General features: G+C 35.8%; 15 protein-coding genes. 9 read left to right on the forward strand and 6 right to left on the reverse strand.

Going from position 1 to position 19855, the window contains the following annotated elements:
• On the reverse strand, positions 1-1464 hold the full coding sequence (locus Q5N74_RS00200; protein WP_304387161.1) for an aminoacyl-histidine dipeptidase: 1464 nt from the start codon (positions 1462-1464) through the stop codon (positions 1-3).
• Positions 1465-1709: 245 nt separating this feature from the next.
• Between Q5N74_RS00200 and Q5N74_RS00205 the strand changes: the two genes are divergently transcribed.
• The 3 genes from Q5N74_RS00205 (at position 1710) to Q5N74_RS00215 (ending at position 7140) form a co-directional block, all read left to right on the forward strand.
• Positions 1710-2777, forward strand: coding sequence for a DUF3810 domain-containing protein (locus Q5N74_RS00205; protein WP_304386646.1), 1068 nt, complete (start codon positions 1710-1712; stop codon positions 2775-2777).
• A gap of 75 nt (positions 2778-2852) precedes the next feature.
• Complete coding sequence (locus Q5N74_RS00210) at positions 2853-5831, forward strand: amidohydrolase family protein (protein WP_304386647.1); 2979 nt, start codon at positions 2853-2855, stop codon at positions 5829-5831.
• A 13-nt stretch (positions 5832-5844) separates the two neighbouring features.
• The gene (locus tag Q5N74_RS00215) at positions 5845-7140 is read left to right on the forward strand and encodes an amidohydrolase family protein (RefSeq protein ID WP_304386648.1); all 1296 of its coding nucleotides are present in this window, start codon (positions 5845-5847) and stop codon (positions 7138-7140) included.
• 38 nt (positions 7141-7178) lie between these two features.
• Here Q5N74_RS00215 and Q5N74_RS00220 read toward each other — a convergent pair whose 3' ends face one another.
• A complete protein-coding gene (locus tag Q5N74_RS00220; protein ID WP_304386649.1) occupies positions 7179-7964 on the reverse strand; it encodes a DUF6503 family protein in 786 nt (261 codons plus the stop codon).
• Positions 7965-8042: 78 nt separating this feature from the next.
• On the opposite strand from Q5N74_RS00220, the gene Q5N74_RS00225 reads away from it, so the two are divergent.
• The 4 genes from Q5N74_RS00225 to Q5N74_RS00240 all read left to right on the forward strand — a co-directional run bounded on the left by Q5N74_RS00225 (position 8043) and on the right by Q5N74_RS00240 (position 12872).
• Positions 8043-8837, forward strand: coding sequence for an RNA methyltransferase (locus Q5N74_RS00225; protein WP_304386650.1), 795 nt, complete (start codon positions 8043-8045; stop codon positions 8835-8837).
• Between the two features lie 182 nt (positions 8838-9019).
• Entirely contained in the window at positions 9020-10255 is a 1236-nt protein-coding gene (locus Q5N74_RS00230; RefSeq protein WP_304386651.1) for a M48 family metallopeptidase, read from the forward strand.
• A 228-nt stretch (positions 10256-10483) separates the two neighbouring features.
• Entirely contained in the window at positions 10484-11662 is a 1179-nt protein-coding gene (locus Q5N74_RS00235; RefSeq protein ID WP_304386652.1) for a hypothetical protein, read from the forward strand.
• Between the two features lie 169 nt (positions 11663-11831).
• Positions 11832-12872 (forward strand): hypothetical protein, encoded by a 1041-nt coding sequence (locus Q5N74_RS00240; protein ID WP_304386653.1) that lies wholly within the window; start codon positions 11832-11834, stop codon positions 12870-12872.
• A 507-nt stretch (positions 12873-13379) separates the two neighbouring features.
• Here Q5N74_RS00240 and Q5N74_RS00245 read toward each other — a convergent pair.
• The gene (locus Q5N74_RS00245) at positions 13380-14336 is read right to left on the reverse strand and encodes an IS91 family transposase (RefSeq protein ID WP_304386654.1); all 957 of its coding nucleotides are present in this window, start codon (positions 14334-14336) and stop codon (positions 13380-13382) included.
• Positions 14336-15100, reverse strand: coding sequence for a tyrosine-type recombinase/integrase (locus Q5N74_RS00250; protein WP_304386655.1), 765 nt, complete (start codon positions 15098-15100; stop codon positions 14336-14338). Before Q5N74_RS00250 ends, Q5N74_RS00245 begins: the two co-directional genes overlap by 1 nt.
• 442 nt (positions 15101-15542) lie before the next feature.
• Between Q5N74_RS00250 and Q5N74_RS00255 the strand changes: the two genes are divergently transcribed.
• Both Q5N74_RS00255 and Q5N74_RS00260 read left to right on the forward strand, forming a co-directional pair.
• On the forward strand, positions 15543-15788 hold the full coding sequence (locus Q5N74_RS00255; RefSeq protein ID WP_304386656.1) for a hypothetical protein: 246 nt from the start codon (positions 15543-15545) through the stop codon (positions 15786-15788).
• Between the two features lie 305 nt (positions 15789-16093).
• Positions 16094-16318, forward strand: coding sequence for a hypothetical protein (locus tag Q5N74_RS00260; protein ID WP_304386657.1), 225 nt, complete (start codon positions 16094-16096; stop codon positions 16316-16318).
• A 301-nt stretch (positions 16319-16619) separates the two neighbouring features.
• Here Q5N74_RS00260 and hutI read toward each other — a convergent pair whose 3' ends face one another.
• Both hutI and Q5N74_RS00270 read right to left on the reverse strand, forming a co-directional pair.
• The gene (gene hutI, locus Q5N74_RS00265) at positions 16620-17858 is read right to left on the reverse strand and encodes an imidazolonepropionase (RefSeq protein ID WP_304386658.1); all 1239 of its coding nucleotides are present in this window, start codon (positions 17856-17858) and stop codon (positions 16620-16622) included.
• Positions 17858-19855, reverse strand: coding sequence for a urocanate hydratase (locus tag Q5N74_RS00270; RefSeq protein ID WP_304386659.1), 1998 nt, complete (start codon positions 19853-19855; stop codon positions 17858-17860). The genes hutI and Q5N74_RS00270 overlap by 1 nt, the downstream gene beginning before the upstream one ends.

The raw sequence follows: 19855 nt of genomic DNA on the forward strand, positions 1-19855 counted from the left end.
TTAATTAGCAACTGGTATTTGTTTCAAAATCTCCAAAACAAACTTCCAATATTTTTGAGCTGATGAAATTTGAGCACGTTCGTCTGGAGAATGTGCGCCTTTAATGTTAGGTCCAAAACTAATCATATCCATTTCCGGATAATTTTGACCCAAAATACCACATTCTAAACCGGCATGACAAGCGGCAACGTGGGCTTCTTCCCCATTCATGTCTTCATAAATTTTAGAAAGCACTTTCAAAATAGGTGATTTCATATTGGGTGTCCAACCTGGATAATCTCCAGAGAATTCTACTTCGCAGCCTGTTAATTCAAAAGTAGAACGTAGTGTATTTGCTAAATCTATTTTAGAACTTTCAACCGATGAGCGCGTTAAGCAACCCACATGAATATTCCCGTTTTTCACAAGAACTCTTGCAATGTTATTAGAGGTTTCAACCAACTCAGGAATATCAGCACTCATTCTATACACGCCGTTATGAGCGGCATACAAAGCGCGTGTAAAACCTTCTTGCACACCCAAATCCATAATATTTTCTGGTGCTTCACAACTAGAAACCTCAATTTTTAAATCGGGCTCCATGGTTTTTAATTCCGTTTTTATAATTTCAGCCAGATCGTTTATTTCTGCGACAAAAGAAGCTTCATGTATAGCGTCTACAACAATAACAGCATTACTTTCTCTAGGAATTGCATTGCGCAAACTACCACCATCAATTTCTGAAATTCGAAGTCCGAAATTCTCAAAACCATCAAACAGTAAACGATTCATTATTTTATTGGCATTGCCCAAACCTTCATGAATTTGCATTCCTGAATGCCCACCTTGCAATCCTTTAACACTTATTTTAAACCCAATTTTAAATTCGGGAGTTTCCTCTTCTTTATAGGCTCGAGTTGCAGTCACATCTATACCTCCTGCACATCCAACACCTATTTCATCATCTTCTTCGGTATCCAAATTCAATAAAATACCACCAGTTAGCAAACCGCCTTTTAATCCCATAGCGCCCGTCATACCTGTTTCCTCATCAATAGTAAACAAGGCTTCAATTGCAGGGTGCGGTATATCTGTACTTTCTAAAATAGCCATAATGGTGGCAACACCTAAACCGTTATCGGCTCCTAAAGTCGTACCTTTAGCTCGTACCCAGTCGCCTACAACATGCATTTCAATGCCTTGATTATCAAAATCAAATTCAGTATCATTATTTTTTTGATGCACCATATCTAAATGCGATTGCATAACCACTGTGGTTCTGTTTTCCATACCGGAAGTCGCTGGCTTTTTTATGATGACATTTCCAACTTCATCTACAATGGTTTCTAAACTTAGATTTTCACCAAAGTTTTTAATAAAAGCAATAACACGTTCTTCTTTTTTTGAAGGTCGTGGTACAGCGTTTAAATCGGCAAATTTATTCCAAAGTTGTGTAGGTTGAAGTTGTCTTATTTCTGAATTCATGATGCTTTTTTTTAAGTTTTGTAAAGGTAATAAAAACGGACAGACTTTGGCAGCTACTCCTGATGGAAGCGGCATCCTTTTTAAAAAGAAATAAGTACAGAACTTGGTCTAAGTTAAACCATTTACAGATTGCCACGTCGCTCACTCCTCGCAATGACTTTTTAAAAAGATATAGCGGACAGCAGGAACAAACCTTAATAAATAAACAAGTACCATTGGGTACAAATTTTTATTACTTTTGAAACATGCTGAAAAAGATAAAACTTGGTATTGCCCTTTCTATAATTCCGCAATACCTATTAATAAAATGGGTGTCTGATTACCCCGAATTTATTGAGGCCTATTACAGCAATGGTTTCTACCCCACTATTTCTAAAATTTTTAGATACACACTAGGTTGGATTCCTTTTTCATTTGGAGACTTAGTGTATGCTTTCGCTATTATTTACATAATTAGATGGTTTTATGTGAACCGGAAACGCCTTAGAAAAGACACAAAACACTGGGTTATTGATATATTTAGTGCCGTTTCTATTATCTATTTTGCGTTTCATGTGTTTTGGGCCTTGAATTATTATCGACTTCCTCTACATAAAAACTTAAATTTAAAAGCCGATTACACCACCGAGCAACTGGTGAGCGTCACCAAAAAATTGATTGAAAAATCAAATAAAATTTACACTGAAATTGCAGGTACTGACACTTTAAAAATTAACATACCATATAGCAAAAGCGACATCTTAAATTTAGCACCTTTAGGCTATGAACGCTTAAAAACAACTTTCCCTCATTTAGAATACCACCCCAAAAGCGTTAAAAAATCGCTATTTAGCTACCCTTTAACATATATGGGGTTTAGCGGGTATTTAAACCCGTTAACTAATGAAGCTCAGGTTGATGCGCTGATTCCTATTTATATGTTCCCCACAACAACATCGCACGAAATGGCACATCAATTGGGTTATGCGGCCGAAAATGAGGCTAATTTTATTGGTTGTTTAGCCTCCATTAACCACGACGATATTTACTTTAATTATTCAGGATACACGTTTGCGCTACGTTTTTGTTTGAATGAAATTTTAAGACGGGATGAAGCTTTATTTGACTCCCTGTACAAAACCGTTAACAAAGGTGTTTTGAACAATTATAAAGAAGCTCGTGAGTTTTGGGATAGATACCAAAACCCATTAGAACCCATTCTAAAAATAACTTACAGCTCTTACCTTAAAGCTAATAAACAAGCCAAAGGCATGGAGAGCTACAGCTATGTTGTCGCCTTGTTTGTAAATTATTTCAATGAAAAATCTTTATAAAAAGTTAAAAAACACTGATAATTCCTCAATCAATTCTTTATTTTTCTATTTTTAGCAAAAAACTAACTCAAAATTATGCTAAAAAAATACTTGGTTTTTCTAACCTTATTGAGTGCTTGCACTTTAAGTGCTCAAGATTATTTCCCAAAAAACGATGGGGTATCTACAAAAAACACGAATTACACAGCCATTACCAATGCTAAAATTTTTGTAACCCCAACTCAAATTATCGAGAAGGGCACTTTACTTATTAAAGATGGTAAAATTGTAGCCTCTGGAACTACGGTTACTATTCCTAAAAATGCAATCATCATCAATGGTGACGGTAAAAGCATTTATCCTTCTTTTATTGATATTTATTCCGATTTTGGCGTTGAAAAACCAAAACGTGAATCTTCTGGCAGAAGTGCACAATACGACCCAAGCAGAACAGGGTATTACTGGAACGACCATGTGATGCCAGAAAACAATGCCATTGAAAAATTTAAATACGATTCGAAAACCGCTACCGATTTACTTAAAGCAGGTTTTGGCGTTGTAAATACACACATTCAAGATGGTATTGTACGTGGTACAGGCGCCTTGGTTGCTTTAAACAATGAAAACGGTAACGCATACCGAATTATTGACCAAAACTCTGGCCAATACCTTTCGTTTAGCAAAAGCCTTACTTCAAACCAATCCTATCCAGGGTCAACCATGGGTAGTATCGCTTTACTAAAACAACTGTATATTGATGCTGATTGGTATGCGAAAGGACAGATTAAAACCAAAGACTTGTCTCTAGAAGCCTTAAATAAGAACAAAAATCTTGTTCAATTTTTTGAAGCCGAAAATAGAGCGAATATACTAAGAGCCGATAAAATTGGAGATGCTTATGGCATTCAATACGTGATGCTTGGTGGTGGCGATGAATACGAACGCATCAAGGAAATTAAAGAAACTAATGCCAAAATCATTTTACCTTTAAACTTTCCGGACGCTTATGATGTTGAAGACGCCTTTTTAGCTTCAACACTTTCTTTAAGTGACATGCGCGCATGGAACCAGAAACCATCAAACCCTAAAATTTTAGCAGAAAACAACATCACTTTTGCTTTTACCACGCGTGACTTAAAATCTCCAAAAGAGTTTAAAGAAAACATTCTAAAAGCGATAAAAGCAGGCCTATCAAAAGAAAAAGCCTTAGAAGCACTAACAACCAATCCTGCTCAAATTATAGGAAAAGCAGCTATTATTGGATCCCTTAAAAATGGGAGCTTAGCGAACTTCTTAATAACCTCCGGCGATATTTTCGAAGAAAAAACAACCCTTTATGAAAACTGGGTTCAAGGAGAAAAAACCATTATAGAAGATTTTAACAAGAAAGATATTAGAGGTACTTATGAATTTAACTTAGCCAATGAAACTTATAAAATGGTTCTTAAAGGCGAATTGAGCAAACCTAAATTAGAAATAACGAATCAAGATAAAACACTAGGTTCTAAATTCACTTATGAAGATGATTGGGTAAATATTTCCATGACCACTATTGATTCTACAAAACACGACTTTATTCGAATTGTTGCACGTGTAGATGCTAACAACAACTTAAACGGAAAATCGATAGCCCCAAATGGGCAGGAGTCTCCTTTTTATGCTTCAACAATTAAGAAAGCTAACGACGATACTCCCGAAAAAGAGAAGGAATTAGATGAAGAGCAAGGTGTTGATGCCTTTTTCCCCATCACATACCCTAACAACTCTTATGGTTTTTCTGAATTACCTAAAACCGAAACCATTTTATTTAAAAATGCAACGGTATGGACTAACGAAAAAGAAGGCGTTTTAGAAAACACCGATGTGCTTATAAAAGATGGTAAAATCACCAAAATAGGTAAAAACCTTTCCGAAGCAAAAGCAACAGTAGTTGATGCCAAAGGAAAACATCTTACCTCAGGAATTATTGATGAACATTCACACATTGCGACAGAATCAGTTAATGAAGCTGGCCAAAATTCATCAGCCGAGGTAAGCATTGAAGACGTTCTTGACGATACCGATGTGAATATTTACAGAAACCTTGCTGGAGGTGTTACTTCCATTCAAGTGTTACATGGTTCTGCAAACCCAATTGGTGGTCGTTCTGCCATTATTAAATTAAAATGGGGACAACCAGCAGATCAACTTATTTACTCAAATACACCTAAGTTTATCAAATTCGCTTTGGGTGAAAACGTAAAACAATCCAACTGGAGCAGCTATTCTAGATTTCCGCAATCACGTATGGGTGTTGAACAATTGTATATCGATTACTTTACCAGAGCCAAAGAATATGATGTATTAAAGAAAAGTGGTAAACCCTACAAAAAGGATATTGAATTAGATGTTTTAGCTGAAATTATAAACAAGGAACGTTTCATTTCTTGCCACTCGTATGTGCAAAGTGAAATTAACATGCTTATGAAGGTTGTAGAAAAATTCAACTTCAACATCAACACCTTCACACATATTTTAGAAGGTTATAAAGTGGCCGATAAAATGAAGCAGCATGGTGCTGGCGGTTCTACATTTAGCGACTGGTGGGCCTACAAATACGAAGTTAATGATGCCATACCATACAATGCAGCCATTATGCACAACGCAGGTGTTACCGTTGCCATTAACAGCGACGATGCCGAAATGTCTAGAAGATTAAATCAAGAAGCAGCAAAATCTGTGAAATATGGTGGCATTAGCGAAGAAGATGCTTGGAAGTTTGTAACCCTAAACCCTGCAAAACTTTTACATATTGACAACCGTGTTGGAAGTATTAAAGTTGGTAAAGATGCCGATGTCGTATTATGGACAGACCATCCGCTTTCTATTTATGCTAAAGCTGAAAAAACCATTATTGAAGGTGTTACCTATTTCGATTTAAATCGTGACGAAAAGATGCGTTCTCAAATTCAAAAGGAAAAAAGTGAACTTATCAATTTAATGCTGAAAGCCAAAAACAAAGGCTTGAAAACACAGCCTATTAAAAAGAAAGAAAAGGAACTTTTGCATTGTGATTCCATTGATAACGAATTCTAAAAAAACTCAAAAAATGAAAATATTAATAACATACATAGCCGCACTTTGTTCTTTGGTAACCATAGCACAACAAACACCGGCGCCAAAACAAACACAAGCTATTGCCATTGTTGGAGCCATAGCACACATTGGTAACGGAACCATTATCGAAAACAGTTTAATCATTCTTGAAGATGGAAAAATCACATCTATTACAGACGCTACCAATTCTAGCAATATAGCAGGCATAAAAACAATTGACGCCAAAGGAAAACACGTATATCCTGGGTTTATAATACCAAACTCCACTTTAGGTTTGGTTGAAATTGATGCTGTAAGAGCCTCTAATGACCAAGCCGAATTAGGGAATTGGAATCCACATATTAGAAGTTTAATAGCCTACAATGCAGAATCTAAAGTCGTAGAATCTATGCGACCAAACGGTGTGCTTTTAGGACAAATAGCTCCAAGAAGCGGGCGCATTTCTGGAACTTCATCAATTGTACAATTTGACGCCTGGAATTGGGAAGATGCTGCCATAAAAGTGAATGATGGCATCCATTTAAATTGGCCTGATAATTTTACTGCAAGCCGCAGATCATTTGGCGGAAGTCATTCTTTAAAACCAAACGAAAAATATGCAGAACAGGTTACAGAAATCACTCATTATTTTAATAATGCCGTTGCGTACAACAATGGGAACAAAACAAAAACCAACCTGCCGTTTGAAGCTTTAAATGGCATTTTTGATTCTTCAAAAAAACTATACATTCATGTCGATGAAGAAAAAGGCATTATAGATGCTGTTAATTTTTCTAAAGAGAATAACATTGAAAACCTTGTTATTGTTGGTGGGCGTGATGCTTACAAGGTTACTTCCCTTTTAAAAGAGCACGCTGTTTCTATAGTATTAATGCGTGTCCATTCCTTACCAAGTAGCGAAGATGAAGATTACGATTTACCATATAAATCTGCCAAATTATTAACGGATGCAGGCATTGTTGTCGCTTTAGAAGCTAGTGGTTCTCATGAACGTATGGGCACTAGAAACCTACCGTTTTATGCAGGAACTACCGTGGCACATGGTTTAACAAAAGAACAAGCTTTACAACTAATCACCTTAAACGCGGCAAAAATTTTAGGAATTGACGCCATGTATGGTACTTTAGAAGCAGGCAAAAGCGCTACTCTTTTTGTATCTGAAGGAGATGCTTTAGATATGCGTACCAATAAAATTACGCACGCATTTATAGATGGACGCCTTTTAAGTTTAGAGACACACCAAACAGAACTTTGGGAACGGTATTCCAATAAATACAACAATCAATAATAAACATAAAAAAAGCGAACCAATTGGTTCGCTTTTTTTTACTCAATAATTTTTCCGCCATCTGGCATTTCAAATATGGAAGACTTCGGTTTTTCCGTAGATCCTTTTACGTTTGTAAATAGAACTTCATTTCGCATATCTGTTACTTTACCATCAACAACGTTATACCATTGTATCGCCTTAGGCAACAATACGCCGTTTACATCTTGCCAATCATTATATTTTATATAACTAAATTTCTTGCTTTTTTCCTTAGCAAAATAAGTCATGGTATATGCCAACCAACTCATTTGCCCAGTTTCAGAATCATAATACAAAATATACTCATCATCTGGAGATTCGCCTACTTCTGCTCCGTAAGAAATCTTAATTCCAGGATAACTTTTACCTTCAAACAACAGAGGGTCTGTATCTTCATAGGTAATACCTGCATCACTTAAAACAAAGGGCATACTATAAAAATAGAACATCAAATTGTAATAAAATTTAGGATTCCCTTTATACGAAGTTGTGTCTTTTGAATGTAACCAAACATTCTTCCCATTATACCCAATGGTATGTTTCGGCATTTCTATAAGTGCTTTTCTGTTCTTTAAATGGGTTGTAGTCACTTCATCACCATCTGGTTTTTCCATGGTAAAGGCGAGTGATTGCAAGCTATTCCAAGTATCTAACCCGCCGTGAGCTTCAAATATTTTTGAAATATTTTCTGGATAGGTTCTGGCACTAATTTCAGTAATCTCATCCGTATTTACGGCTTCTTTTTTAATGTCTTTACAAGATACCAAAGACACTACTACTAATAATAGAATACTATATTTCATTTTTTTATTGGTTTATATCTTTGACGAGGTTGAAAGTCATTAATTACATTAAAACATTTACTTTTGTTTTTTTATTCTATGAAACACATATCAAGCATACAAAACCCGTACATCCGTCAATTAGTTCAATTAAAAGACAAGTCGCGCGAACGTAAAAAAAGCGGCTTATTTTTAATAGAAGGCGCACGCGAAATAGCACTCGCTTTAAAAGGCGGATACGAATTAGACGCTATTTTATTTAATCCAGACATCATTTCTGAGGAAACTATTAACGCATTAACAAATCAACAAATCAATTTAATTGAAGTTACTGCCGATGTGTACCAAAAATTAGCCTACCGCGATACCACTGAAGGTGTTCTTGCCGTTGCTAAAATTAAAACACATGCTATAAAAGATTTAAAATTCAATAAAAAGAATCCATTAATTTTAGTGGCAGAAGCTCCTGAAAAGCCGGGAAATATTGGTGCCATCCTTCGTACTGCAGATGCTGCCAAGGTAGATGCTGTTATTATAGCCAACCCAAAAACCGACTTATACAACCCAAACATCATCCGTTCGAGTGTTGGTTGTGTGTTCACCAACGCTATTGCAACGGGAACAACCTCTGAAATTATTACCTTTTTAAAATCTGAAAACATCCATATTTACTGTGCTGCGTTGCAAGCATCGGTAAACTACCATACACAAGATTTCACCAAACCAACCGCTATAATTGTTGGCACCGAAGCCACTGGGTTAAGTGATGCATGGCTGGAAAACGCTACCCAAAACATCATTATTCCCATGCAGGGCGAAATCGATTCTATGAATGTATCGGTAGCGGCAGGCATTCTTATTTTTGAAGCCAAAAGACAACGGGATTTTTTATAAAAAATAAAATCTAAAAAGGGAAAAACACAAATTCCAAATGCTAAATTATTGGAATTAGACATTTTTAAACGAACCGTCATTGCGAAGGAAGCATGACTGAAGTAATCTCTTTTAATTATAACTCAATTTAAACAGATTGCTTCGGCTAAAAAAGCGCCTCGCAATAACGAAAAAACAGTAATATGACATCAACAACCTTATTCTACATCATCATCGCCATCATCATTATCAATTTTATAGTTGATAAAGTATTAGATGCTTTAAATGCCAAACATTTTAACGATGCACTTCCGGAAGAATTACAAGATGTTTATGATGCTACCGAATATAAAAAATCGCAAAACTACAAGGCCACCAATTATAAATTCGGCATTTTAACCTCAAGCTTTTCTATTATTTTAACCTTAGGATTTTTGTTTTTTGATGGCTTTGAACTGGTTGACAATGTCGCAAGAAGCTACAGCAATAACCCCATATGGATTGCTTTAATATTCTTCGGAATTATTATGATTGGAAGCGACATCCTAACCACACCTTTCTCTTATTACAGCACTTTTGTGATAGAAGAAAAATTTGGTTTTAACAAAACCACCGTTAAAACTTTCGTTTTAGATAAGCTAAAAGGGTGGTTGATGATGGCTATTGTTGGCGGCGGTATTTTAGCCTTAATTATTTGGTTTTACCAATCTACCGGAAGTTATTTTTGGTTGTATGCATGGGGCCTCGTTGCCGTATTTTCTTTATTTATGAATATGTTTTACTCCAAACTTATTGTGCCACTATTTAATAAACAAACCCCTTTGGAGGCAGGAAGTTTACGTGATAAAATATCAGAATATGCAGAAACAGTCGGTTTTAAACTAGATAAAATTTTCGTGATTGACGGCTCTAAACGCAGCACCAAAGCCAATGCCTATTTTTCTGGTTTTGGAAGTGAAAAACGCGTCACATTGTACGACACCTTGATTAACGATTTAAATGATGAAGAAATTGTTGCCGTTTTAGCACACGAAGTGGGACATTATAAAAAGAAACATATTATTTTCAACCTTGTTACCTCTATTCTATTAACAGGTTTAACGCTTTTTATTTTATCGTTATTTATTTCAAACCCATTATTATCGAATGCTTTGGGAGTTGCCACACCAAGTTTTCATATTGGGTTGATTGCTTTTGGGTTACTCTACTCGCCTATTTCAGAAATTACGGGGTTGATCATGAACCTGTTTTCTAGAAAGTTTGAATACCAAGCCGATGATTATGCTAAAAACACCTATAAAGGGGAGCCACTAATTACATCTTTAAAGAAACTTTCTAAAAATAGTTTGAGTAATTTAACACCACACCCTGCCTATGTGTTTATGCATTATTCGCATCCTACCCTTTTGGAACGGATTGGTAATTTAAGAAAACAGTAATTATTACAGTTCTACGAAACCCCACTTATTTATTTCACATAAAAGCATTAAGAAAATTCTTCGTTAAAAAATAAAAAAAAATTATATTTACAGGATAGCTGAAACCTTGAACTTACTATATCGTGACATTTCTGTGGGATATGAGTGAGATAAGTTTTCATATAACTAGTTAGGCGCAAGTTTAGAAAAACCGACAAATTGAAACAACTAACCATAATATAAATTATAATGAAAACTAGAATATACTTTTTAACTTTAATAGTCTTAATTACAATTTTAAGTTGCAAAACGGGATTTGAAAAAGTTGCCACCAAGGTTTCTGACCCTTTTGAGGATTATGCAATTTTATCAGTTCCTCGTGAAAAAATCCCAATTGGAGCTCAATGGATTCAAGGGATTGGACCAGCTGAATCTGATAATGTAAATATTGACTTAACAAACAAAAAATCTCTTTCAGCTTTAAACTTAAGTCAAGAATTTAAAAACAAGCTAAACCTTGCCTTGTTTGATTTTATTGGAATAGATGAAGGTTACCAAAAAAAAATCAAATTAGATATACAAAAAATGAGTGTTGTAAGACCTAAAAACATAAATGATTTGGTTTTTACACCAGGAAAATCTTATGTTTTCGAAGGTATAATGATTGAAGATTTTTCGATGAACTATGATAAAAATTTAGGTGTAGATTTAGAAGCCAAAATTGAGACTAAATTAGGAAGTGTTGATGTTAATACAGATTTGAGTAGTAACAAAATTATATCAGTAAAAGCTGAAAATATTTTTTTAGCATACAGAGTGATAAAAATTAATGAAGTCATAAATGAAAAGAAAGAGTCCAAAACAGCATCGACTAATGATAATATGTTATACTATTGGAATTTTAAAAATTTCCGATTAACACTTGACAAATCTGTTATAAATACCTGTTTTACGAATAAAAAATATAAAAGAAACTTCAGTGGTTACGAAAACTCTAAGGCTGGGGAGAGTGTGTTTAATTGGGACGAAGCCTCTAATGATTTTAACGAATGTTTAAATTCAAATTTTCTTTTATTAGCTAATTCGGAAAAAGTTTATGCGAATGATGGTAGGCTTTTCGAATCAACCTTTAAATTGAACTCATCTGATTTCGTTCTTAGCGCAAAAGAAGATTATTGGGGAATAATGTTATTAAATTTAGCTAATCAAAGATATTTATTAAACAACACATTGCTTAATTCAGAAATCACTCAAGATTACTTAATTATTGACAAACTTACTTTTGAAGTCAATGTTCAAGGTTATAATCGGAATCCAAAACACGAGGGTGTAAATGCTACTAAAATAAGTAAAGACAGTCGTTTAAGTGTTTTTAGAAATAGAATAAAAATATCTAATTTAAAATCGCCAAACGCACCAGGTTGGTAATAACCAGCGCCTAACACCGTGTATAATTCATTGCTAGTTATAGCCTATTTACGAAAGTCCTCGCGGACTTTCTATCTGTGATTTATTTGCTAACTTTAGTGCTTAAACACGCAACGAAATCATACACAAACACGTTAGCAAATATTAGAGAAAACCTGTAACATCGAAAATGAACAAAATCAAATTAATAATATTCCTTCTAATAATCTCTCAAAATATTAACGGACAATTTGCTTTTAACAACATCGAATTTAAGCTAAAAAACCCACCTTCATCGAGTTATAAAATTATCCAAACGGAAAAAGGGAAACTAAAGAAAATTCTTGAATTCAGTAATGATGGGAAAATTATTTTTGACTATCGAGAAACGGAAATTCCGCCTTTTTTTAAATGGAAAGAGCCACATCGATTTGTTTATGCGAACGAATACGATGCAAACGGGAGAATTATAAAAAGGTATGACTTTAATTCAAATGCTGGATTGACAATTTACTCATACGTGTATGGACAGAATCCATTGACTAAAACACTTTTCAAACAAGAATATCCAGAAACAGAAGATTTTAAACAAAATACAAATGCCTACGCTTTCATCTCAAAATTTAAAAACTTTGTGCAACTAAAGAATTCTAAAGAAGTTTCAACCATTATTTCATCACCAAAAATGAAAGGTTACGTTGAAACTCTTAATCAAGAGAATAAACCAATTAATATAAAAGAATTCAGTAGAATGTATGGAGATACAATTGTGACTTCTATTGAATATAACACAAAAGGCGAAGAATTATCAAAAAAGGTAGTTGGAACGAGTACAAACGAGATAAAAAGAGAAGTAATTAATGAATTCGGACAAAACTCTGAAATTACGGAAATAACAAATTTTAGAAACGGAGAAAAAACTTCGATTTACCGATTTGCCGAATCAAAAAACCCAAACGAAAATACGGAGACTGAATATTCCGAAAGAAATGGAATTTTAAATATAAGACACAAAATATTTGACAAAGATAGATATTTAACAAAAGTAACCGTTTTTGAAACTGACTTTAAAGGAGATTTAATAATTCCTTTAACCTCGGATTTAAAAAAGACATCTGAAATGATTTATAAGTACAACAAAGATGGACTTTTGGAAAAGGAAATAATTACCAATTATAAAACTGGAAAAAAGGACGTGAGAAAATATAAATACCGAATTGAAAGCGAGTAAATAACATTTGCTAATAACTAAGTATTCGGCTCGCCGATAGGCCAGAGCTGAATAATAACTAAGTATTCGGCTCGCCGATAGGCCAGAGCTGAATATTGTGTTGACGAAGTCGGCAGAATATGTCTCTTATGGGTAAAACGATGTATTTAGAGAAGGATGGATCGGTAATCACTTGTAGATTATATGTTTAGACTACGCTGATCAGTCTTTATTTGGAAGCTATTGTTTCTTTTTTCGGTAATAATTAATATAATTCACTTTATAATGGCTTAAATTTTAAGTTTAGGCATTGAGAGATCTGTCCGCGTTAGCAGATTATTTTTTTAATTGGCTCTATTTAATTTTTTATCCCTTAATAATAGTCTCCAATTTTCGGGTGGACCACGGTCGTTAAATAACAGTATGGTATGCAGTTTTCCTTTTTTACAAACAGGACAACGACGGTGTAAAATAGGTTCGACTGTTTTAATACTCACTATCTTTTTACAAGCCAGTTCGGCTTGCAGTCTAGGTAATTTCTTTTTTTTTCCAACTGCTACTTAAAATTCCGTAATGCCGTATGCGTGTAAATCCCTTGGGTAAAATATGCAAGGCAAAGCGTCTAACAAATTCTTCACTCGACAAACACAACTTTATCTTTTTAGCTTGGTGTCTGTAATCTTTGGCCGTAAAAGTCACCGTTTTATTTTTACGATCTACAGCAACAATACGATGGTTACTTATCGCAATTTTATGCGTGTATCTGCCTAGATATTCAATAACATATTTTGGACTTCTAAAAGATTGTTTCGCATAGATAACCCATTTTTTATTGTACACTGTATTGTAAATTTTCTTTGGGATTTTCACTTCACTTTTCCTAAGTTCGGCGATAAATTTAGCCTTAAACACCTTGCTCATAGATTTTACATTGAATAGATATTTGCCATTGTTTTTTGCGCTTTTCCATGACCCTGATTTACGCAATCCACCGCCAGGAACAATGCAATGCAAATGCGGATGTAGACTCATGTTTTGTCCCCAGGTATGAAGTACAGCAATCATACCCAGTCTAGCTCCCAAGTGTTTTGGGTTGTCTCCAAATTGCTGCAGGGTTTGCCATGCGGTTCTAAACAAACTGCTATAAATTACTTTACCGTGACTCAGGGCGTAAGGGTTAAACTCACTTGGAAGCGTAAAAACGATATGAAAATAAGGCACATTTAAGAGTTCGCCTTCTCTTGCTTTTATCCATTGTTCTCGTTTGTGTCCTTGACATGTTGGACAATGCCTGTTTCTGCAACTGTTATAACTAATGTGCAAGCCTTGGCAACAATCGCATTTATCAATATGGCCACCCATAGCTTTGGTGCGACACCTCCTTATGGCTTGTAACCCGCGGTAATGCCAAGAGGTCAGACTCAATGTTTTGAGCTGTAGCTGTTCCATTTCTAAAATGTCGGCTACTTTGTGTTTACAAAACATTAATCGTAAAGTTTATCCAAGGGAGAAAATTTGGAACCATTAGGCAAATTGGCAACATGGAGATATGTGAGTGTCATCTCGATATGTGCATGCCCTAAAAGCTCCTTTAAACTGACAATGTCAACACCATACTCTAATAAATGTGTAGCAAACGTGTGCCGTAAAGTATGGGCGGTTATCTGTTTAGAACTCCCTATTTTATTTCTGTTTTCTTTGATAATCCAGCGTATACCGTTGGTGGTTAATCCGCGTGCTTTTCCAGCTTTAGACACTTGGCTATTAAAAAGATGTACCTGTGGGTTTTCTGTTGTGATGTATTTTTTTAATCCTCTAATAAGAAGCGGACTCAAAGGTACATAGCGATCTGTTTTTCCTTTTTTCTTAGGAATAAAGACGGTTTTACGCTCAAAATCGAGATCAGATAATTTAAGAGCGCAGAGTTCGTAGCTACGTAATCCACAGCCGTAAAGCATACCTATTATCAAACGATGCTTAAGATATTTAGGCGCTTTTAAAAGACGCTTAACTTCCTCTTTATTTAGAACACATGGTAGTTTAATATCTCGTTTAATTTGAGGAAGCACCACACGTTTGGCTTCCATGCCCATCACTTTGTAGGCTGCTATGAGTCCGAAAATGGTGTGTTTAAAGAAACTCTCGGAAGGTGTTTTGTGCAGTTTCTGGCAATGGTAAAGATAGTTCTGAACGTGTTCTACCGATAGTTTTTCAGGACTTCGGTTGTAATGCAAAGCCAAGTGTGCCAAGCACCGGAGATAGTTGTTTAAAGTGCTTTTTGCTTTACCATTGATAGAAAAACTCTGTTCGAGTTTAGTTTGAAGATGACTGAAATCCTTTATATCTGAAAAGGCGCGTTCAGCAATGGTTTTACTTTTTTTTAAACATAATAATAGAATTTAAATTTAGCTATAAGTTAATAAATCTATTACTTTTACAAAAGAACAACCTATTCTGAATCAGTCAGAAGGGCTTCCGACCGATAGGGAGGATTCGTTCAACAATGCATAAAATAATGGCTCAATTTTGGGCTTAACCAAAGGTCGTTGCTGTTTTGTTACATCTGATTTTCCTGCGGAAAATCCTCGCACACAAACACGCAACTTTCCAGAAACAAAACCGCTACCCACAATTAAAAAACATAAAATCAGAAACTACAAATAGTTTCATTTATTACTGAATAATAACAAAATGATTATAGAACAAGAGCAAAAATTTAAAGAAGTACTATCTCAAATAGAAGGAAAAATTAATGAACAAAGTTTTTTTAATAAGTTCTTAGAATTGTATCCTGAAGTTTGGAAAAAACATAAAACTATGTTTTCAAAATTTAATAAAAGCAAACAATCTGGACAATCAATTCCGTTACCAAAACCTGAAGTTTCTTTACGAAAAGAAATTAGGTTGTGGTTACACAAACAACAACATCAGTCTTAATATTGATTACGAATACAAAGACTTTCATGTTGATTCGGATAAAAAATATTTGATTAAGAATCCGAAAATGGTTTATGGCTTCTGTATTAACGGGACTTACTGTAAAAATAGCATTGGATAAAGCAAAATAAAAACTGTTGCACAACAATTCAAAAAATGCTAATTTTATTAAGCAAACACCCATAATTAGTTTCAAGAAGGTTAGCAAATAGCAGAATGGGATTCAATAACTGAGTATATAGCTATTCAATATCCCTAATAAACCATAGTAACCTACAAAATCACATAACGTAAAACCTCAAAAAATGGAAAAAATTTGGTTAGCAGTCATCGCAGCATCCCTTTTTTTATTGAGTATTTTTCTGTTTTGGAGGATAACTGCACGTTTTAGAAAAAAAGAATACAGTGAAAAAATGTGGAAATTATGGGGAACTAGAACTTTTTATTGGGAAGGTGCTATATACATAAGTACCGGAGTTACCGTTCTAATCATGTTTATTTTAAAATGGACGCATGTTTTAACTTTTTAGTTATCCAAAATACTAGCGCAACAAACACAGTAAGCATTCACTAATTTTATTTCTAAACCGAAGCACTACATTTGGCCCTGTCTCTTACCTATGACCCTGACGCATAAGTGCCTTAACGATTGAAGCTGCATTTTTTAACAGGATAGATAAAAACAAACTCCAAACTAAAATTAGACAGATTGCCACAGTTGTCCCTCCTTCGCAATGACCTAAAAAGATATAGCGGAAATATTTATATTCACGAATTCCAAAATTTAAAATATAAATGCATGAGTAAACGTGTTAAAACGCCCAAAACATTTTATTTCAACACCTCTCCTTTTATATAAATCTGTTCTATGTGGTTTCCACCAAAGGCATAAGGCATAAACCCATAAGAATTAATAGGTTTTGTGAGTATTAAATTGGCTTGCTTGCCAACGCTTATACTGCCCACTTCGTTTTCCAGACCCATCGCATAGGCACCATTTAGGGTGGCTGCATTGATAGCTTCTTCCGGTGTTAGTTTCATTTTTATGCAGGCTGTTGCCACCACAAAATTCATATTTCCTGATGGTGAGGAACCAGGGTTATAATCGGTTGCCAAGGCCAAAGGCAAACCTTTGTCTATCATGTTTCGTGCAGGTGTGTACGGAATACTTAAAAAATACGAGCAACCTGGCAAAGCCACAGGCATGGTTTGGGTTGCTTTTAAAACCTCCATATCTTGCTCGGTCATTTCTTCAAGATGATCTACAGAAAGTGCTCGATGCTTTACCCCTGCTTGCACACCGCCAATGGATGTGAATTGGTTAACGTGTATTTTAGGGATGAGTCCGTACCGTTTTCCTGCTTCCAAAATACGCTCGGTATCTGCCACCGAGAAATAACCGGTTTCACAAAATACATCGATATATTCTGCCAATTGTTCCTGTGCTATTTGCGGCAACATCGCGTCTATAAGTAAATCGATATAACCTGCTTTGTTATTTTTAAATTCATTGGGAACGGCATGTGCCCCTAAAAATGTCGCTTTGATGGGAATGGAATAATTTGCTTTTAACCGTTTTATAACTCGAAGCATTTTTAATTCGGCTTCCACTGTTAACCCATAACCCGATTTAATTTCAATAGCTCCCGTACCCAGAGCCATCACTTCCTCCAGCCGTGTTTTACTTTGTTGGTATAAATCGACTTCTGTTGTTTCTTGAAGTTTTTTTGCTGAATTTAAAATACCGCCTCCTTTGTTAGCTATTTCTTGATACGAAAGCCCTTTTATTTTATCGACAAACTCGCTTTCTCTGTTTCCTGCATACACAATGTGTGTATGCGAATCGCACCATGCGGGCATCACTATTTTACCTGTGGCATCGACAACATTTTCAACGGCCGCTTCTGGACAATCTGCCATGACACCAAATTGCTTAATAATGCCATCTTCCACCAATAAAAAGGCGTTTTTTATGGAAGGCAATTCAGCCATCTCTTTCCCCGAAACAAACCGCACATCACGGTCTCTTACTTGCAGTAATTCTTTTATATTTTTGAATAGCGTTCGCATTAAAATAAGTTTTCTAATAATTGGTTATCTACTAAATTGGGGATGGTTACTTTTAAGTTGGGTGTACGCGCCATTTCGCGTTTTATGGCGAATAAAGCTTCGTCGTTTCGGGCCCAACTTCTGCGGGCAATTCCGTTATTCACATCAAAAAACAACATGCTTTTTAAACGAGCTTCGGCTTCCTTAGTACCATCTAACAACATGCCAAAACCACCATTAATCACCTCACCCCAACCTACGCCACCGCCATTGTGAATGGAAACCCACGTAGCACCTCTAAAGCTATCACCAATAACGTTATGAATAGCCATATCTGCTGTAAATTTACTGCCATCGTAAATATTGGAGGTTTCACGATAGGGCGAATCGGTACCGCTTACATCGTGATGGTCGCGCCCCAAAACCACCGCACCAATAGTTCCTTTAGCTACGGCATTGTTAAAAGCTTCGGCTATTTTTGCACGCCCTTCCGCATCGGCATATAAAATACGTGCTTGCGAGCCCACCACCATCTTATTTTTTTTAGCATCGGCAATCCAAGTAATATTATCTTGCATCTGCTGTTGAATTTCTACTGGAGCCGTTTTCATAATCTCCTGCAGAACCATCTTCGCGATCGCGTCTGTTTTATCTAAATCTTCTGGTTTCCCCGATGTGCACACCCAACGAAAGGGCCCGAAACCATAATCGAAACACATAGGTCCTAAAATATCCTGCACATAGGATGGGTATTTAAAATCGATACCATTCACAGCCATCACATCGGCTCCTGCTCGCGACGCTTCTAATAAAAAAGCATTGCCATAATCGAAAAAATAGGTGCCTTTTTGAACATGTTTGTTAATAGCTTCAGCATGTCTTCGCAACGATGCTTGTACTTTTTCTTTAAAAATCTCGGGTGATTCCCCTATGAGTTTATGAGATGCTTCATAAGACAAACCAACGGGGTAATAACCTCCCGTCCAAGGTATATGTAACGAGGTTTGATCGGACCCCACATGAACGAAAATGTTTTCCTCATAAAAGCGTTCCCAAACATCGACCACATTCCCAATATAAGCAATGGATACTACTTCGTTATTTTTTTGAGCTTTTTTAACACGCGAAACCAACGCATCGAGCGTATCTACCAACACATCTACCCATCCTTGTTCATGGCGTTTTGTGGCTGCTTTGGGGTTTACTTCTGCAGCAACAGTAATACAACCTGCTATGTTCCCTGCTTTGGGCTGTGCGCCACTCATACCGCCCAAACCGGCGGTTAAAAACAGCTTACCTGCAGGTGTTTCGCCTTTTGGAAGCATCTTTCTAAAAGCATTCATCACCGTAATTGTGGTACCGTGAACAATGCCTTGCGGACCAATATACATAAACGAACCAGCTGTCATTTGCCCATATTGGGTAACACCCAAAGCATTAAATTTCTCCCAGTCGTCTGGTTTTGAATAATTGGGAATCATCATTCCATTTGTCACTACGACGCGAGGCGCTTCTTTAGATGATGGAAACAAACCCATGGGGTGTCCCGAATACATATGTAGTGTTTGTTCATCAGTCATATGCGATAAATATTGCATGGTTAACAGGTATTGTGCCCAATTTTGAAACACCGCCCCATTGCCTCCATAAGTAATTAACTCTTCTGGGTGTTGCGCCACAGCAGGATCGAGGTTATTTTGAATCATAAGCATAATAGCCGCTGCCTGTGTACTTTTTGCAGGATATTCTGAAATGGCTCTGGCATATATTTTATAACTTGGTTTGAATCGATACATGTAAATACGACCAAAATCTTGTAATTCTTCAGCAAATTCTACGGCCAATTCTTTATGCCAACTTTTTGGAACATAGCGCAGGGCATTGCGTATAGCCAATTGCTTTTCTTCTAGAGATAAGATATCTTTTCGCTTCGGCACCCTATTCACATCTAAGGGATAGCTATGTTTTATTGGTAATTCGTTTGGAATCCCTTGTAATATCTGTTCTTTAAACGTCAT

This window comes from Mariniflexile sp. AS56, assembly GCF_030552475.1.
In the GTDB taxonomy this organism is placed as follows: domain Bacteria; phylum Bacteroidota; class Bacteroidia; order Flavobacteriales; family Flavobacteriaceae; genus Mariniflexile.

What these genes read in the sequence shown, in the direction of transcription:
- Q5N74_RS00200 (WP_304387161.1), bottom strand. Translation starts at nt 1,464, where the DNA reads ATGAATTCAGAAATAAGACAACTTCAACCTACACAACTTTGGAATAAA.
- Q5N74_RS00205 (WP_304386646.1), top strand. Translation starts at nt 1,710, where the DNA reads ATGCTGAAAAAGATAAAACTTGGTATTGCCCTTTCTATAATTCCGCAA.
- Q5N74_RS00210 (WP_304386647.1), top strand. Translation starts at nt 2,853, where the DNA reads ATGCTAAAAAAATACTTGGTTTTTCTAACCTTATTGAGTGCTTGCACT.
- Q5N74_RS00215 (WP_304386648.1), top strand. Translation starts at nt 5,845, where the DNA reads ATGAAAATATTAATAACATACATAGCCGCACTTTGTTCTTTGGTAACC.
- Q5N74_RS00220 (WP_304386649.1), bottom strand. Translation starts at nt 7,964, where the DNA reads ATGAAATATAGTATTCTATTATTAGTAGTAGTGTCTTTGGTATCTTGT.
- Q5N74_RS00225 (WP_304386650.1), top strand. Translation starts at nt 8,043, where the DNA reads ATGAAACACATATCAAGCATACAAAACCCGTACATCCGTCAATTAGTT.
- Q5N74_RS00230 (WP_304386651.1), top strand. Translation starts at nt 9,020, where the DNA reads ATGACATCAACAACCTTATTCTACATCATCATCGCCATCATCATTATC.
- Q5N74_RS00235 (WP_304386652.1), top strand. Translation starts at nt 10,484, where the DNA reads ATGAAAACTAGAATATACTTTTTAACTTTAATAGTCTTAATTACAATT.
- Q5N74_RS00240 (WP_304386653.1), top strand. Translation starts at nt 11,832, where the DNA reads ATGAACAAAATCAAATTAATAATATTCCTTCTAATAATCTCTCAAAAT.
- Q5N74_RS00245 (WP_304386654.1), bottom strand. Translation starts at nt 14,336, where the DNA reads ATGTTTTGTAAACACAAAGTAGCCGACATTTTAGAAATGGAACAGCTA.
- Q5N74_RS00255 (WP_304386656.1), top strand. Translation starts at nt 15,543, where the DNA reads ATGATTATAGAACAAGAGCAAAAATTTAAAGAAGTACTATCTCAAATA.
- Q5N74_RS00260 (WP_304386657.1), top strand. Translation starts at nt 16,094, where the DNA reads ATGGAAAAAATTTGGTTAGCAGTCATCGCAGCATCCCTTTTTTTATTG.
- hutI (WP_304386658.1), bottom strand. Translation starts at nt 17,858, where the DNA reads ATGCGAACGCTATTCAAAAATATAAAAGAATTACTGCAAGTAAGAGAC.
- Q5N74_RS00270 (WP_304386659.1), bottom strand. Translation starts at nt 19,855, where the DNA reads ATGACGTTTAAAGAACAGATATTACAAGGGATTCCAAACGAATTACCA.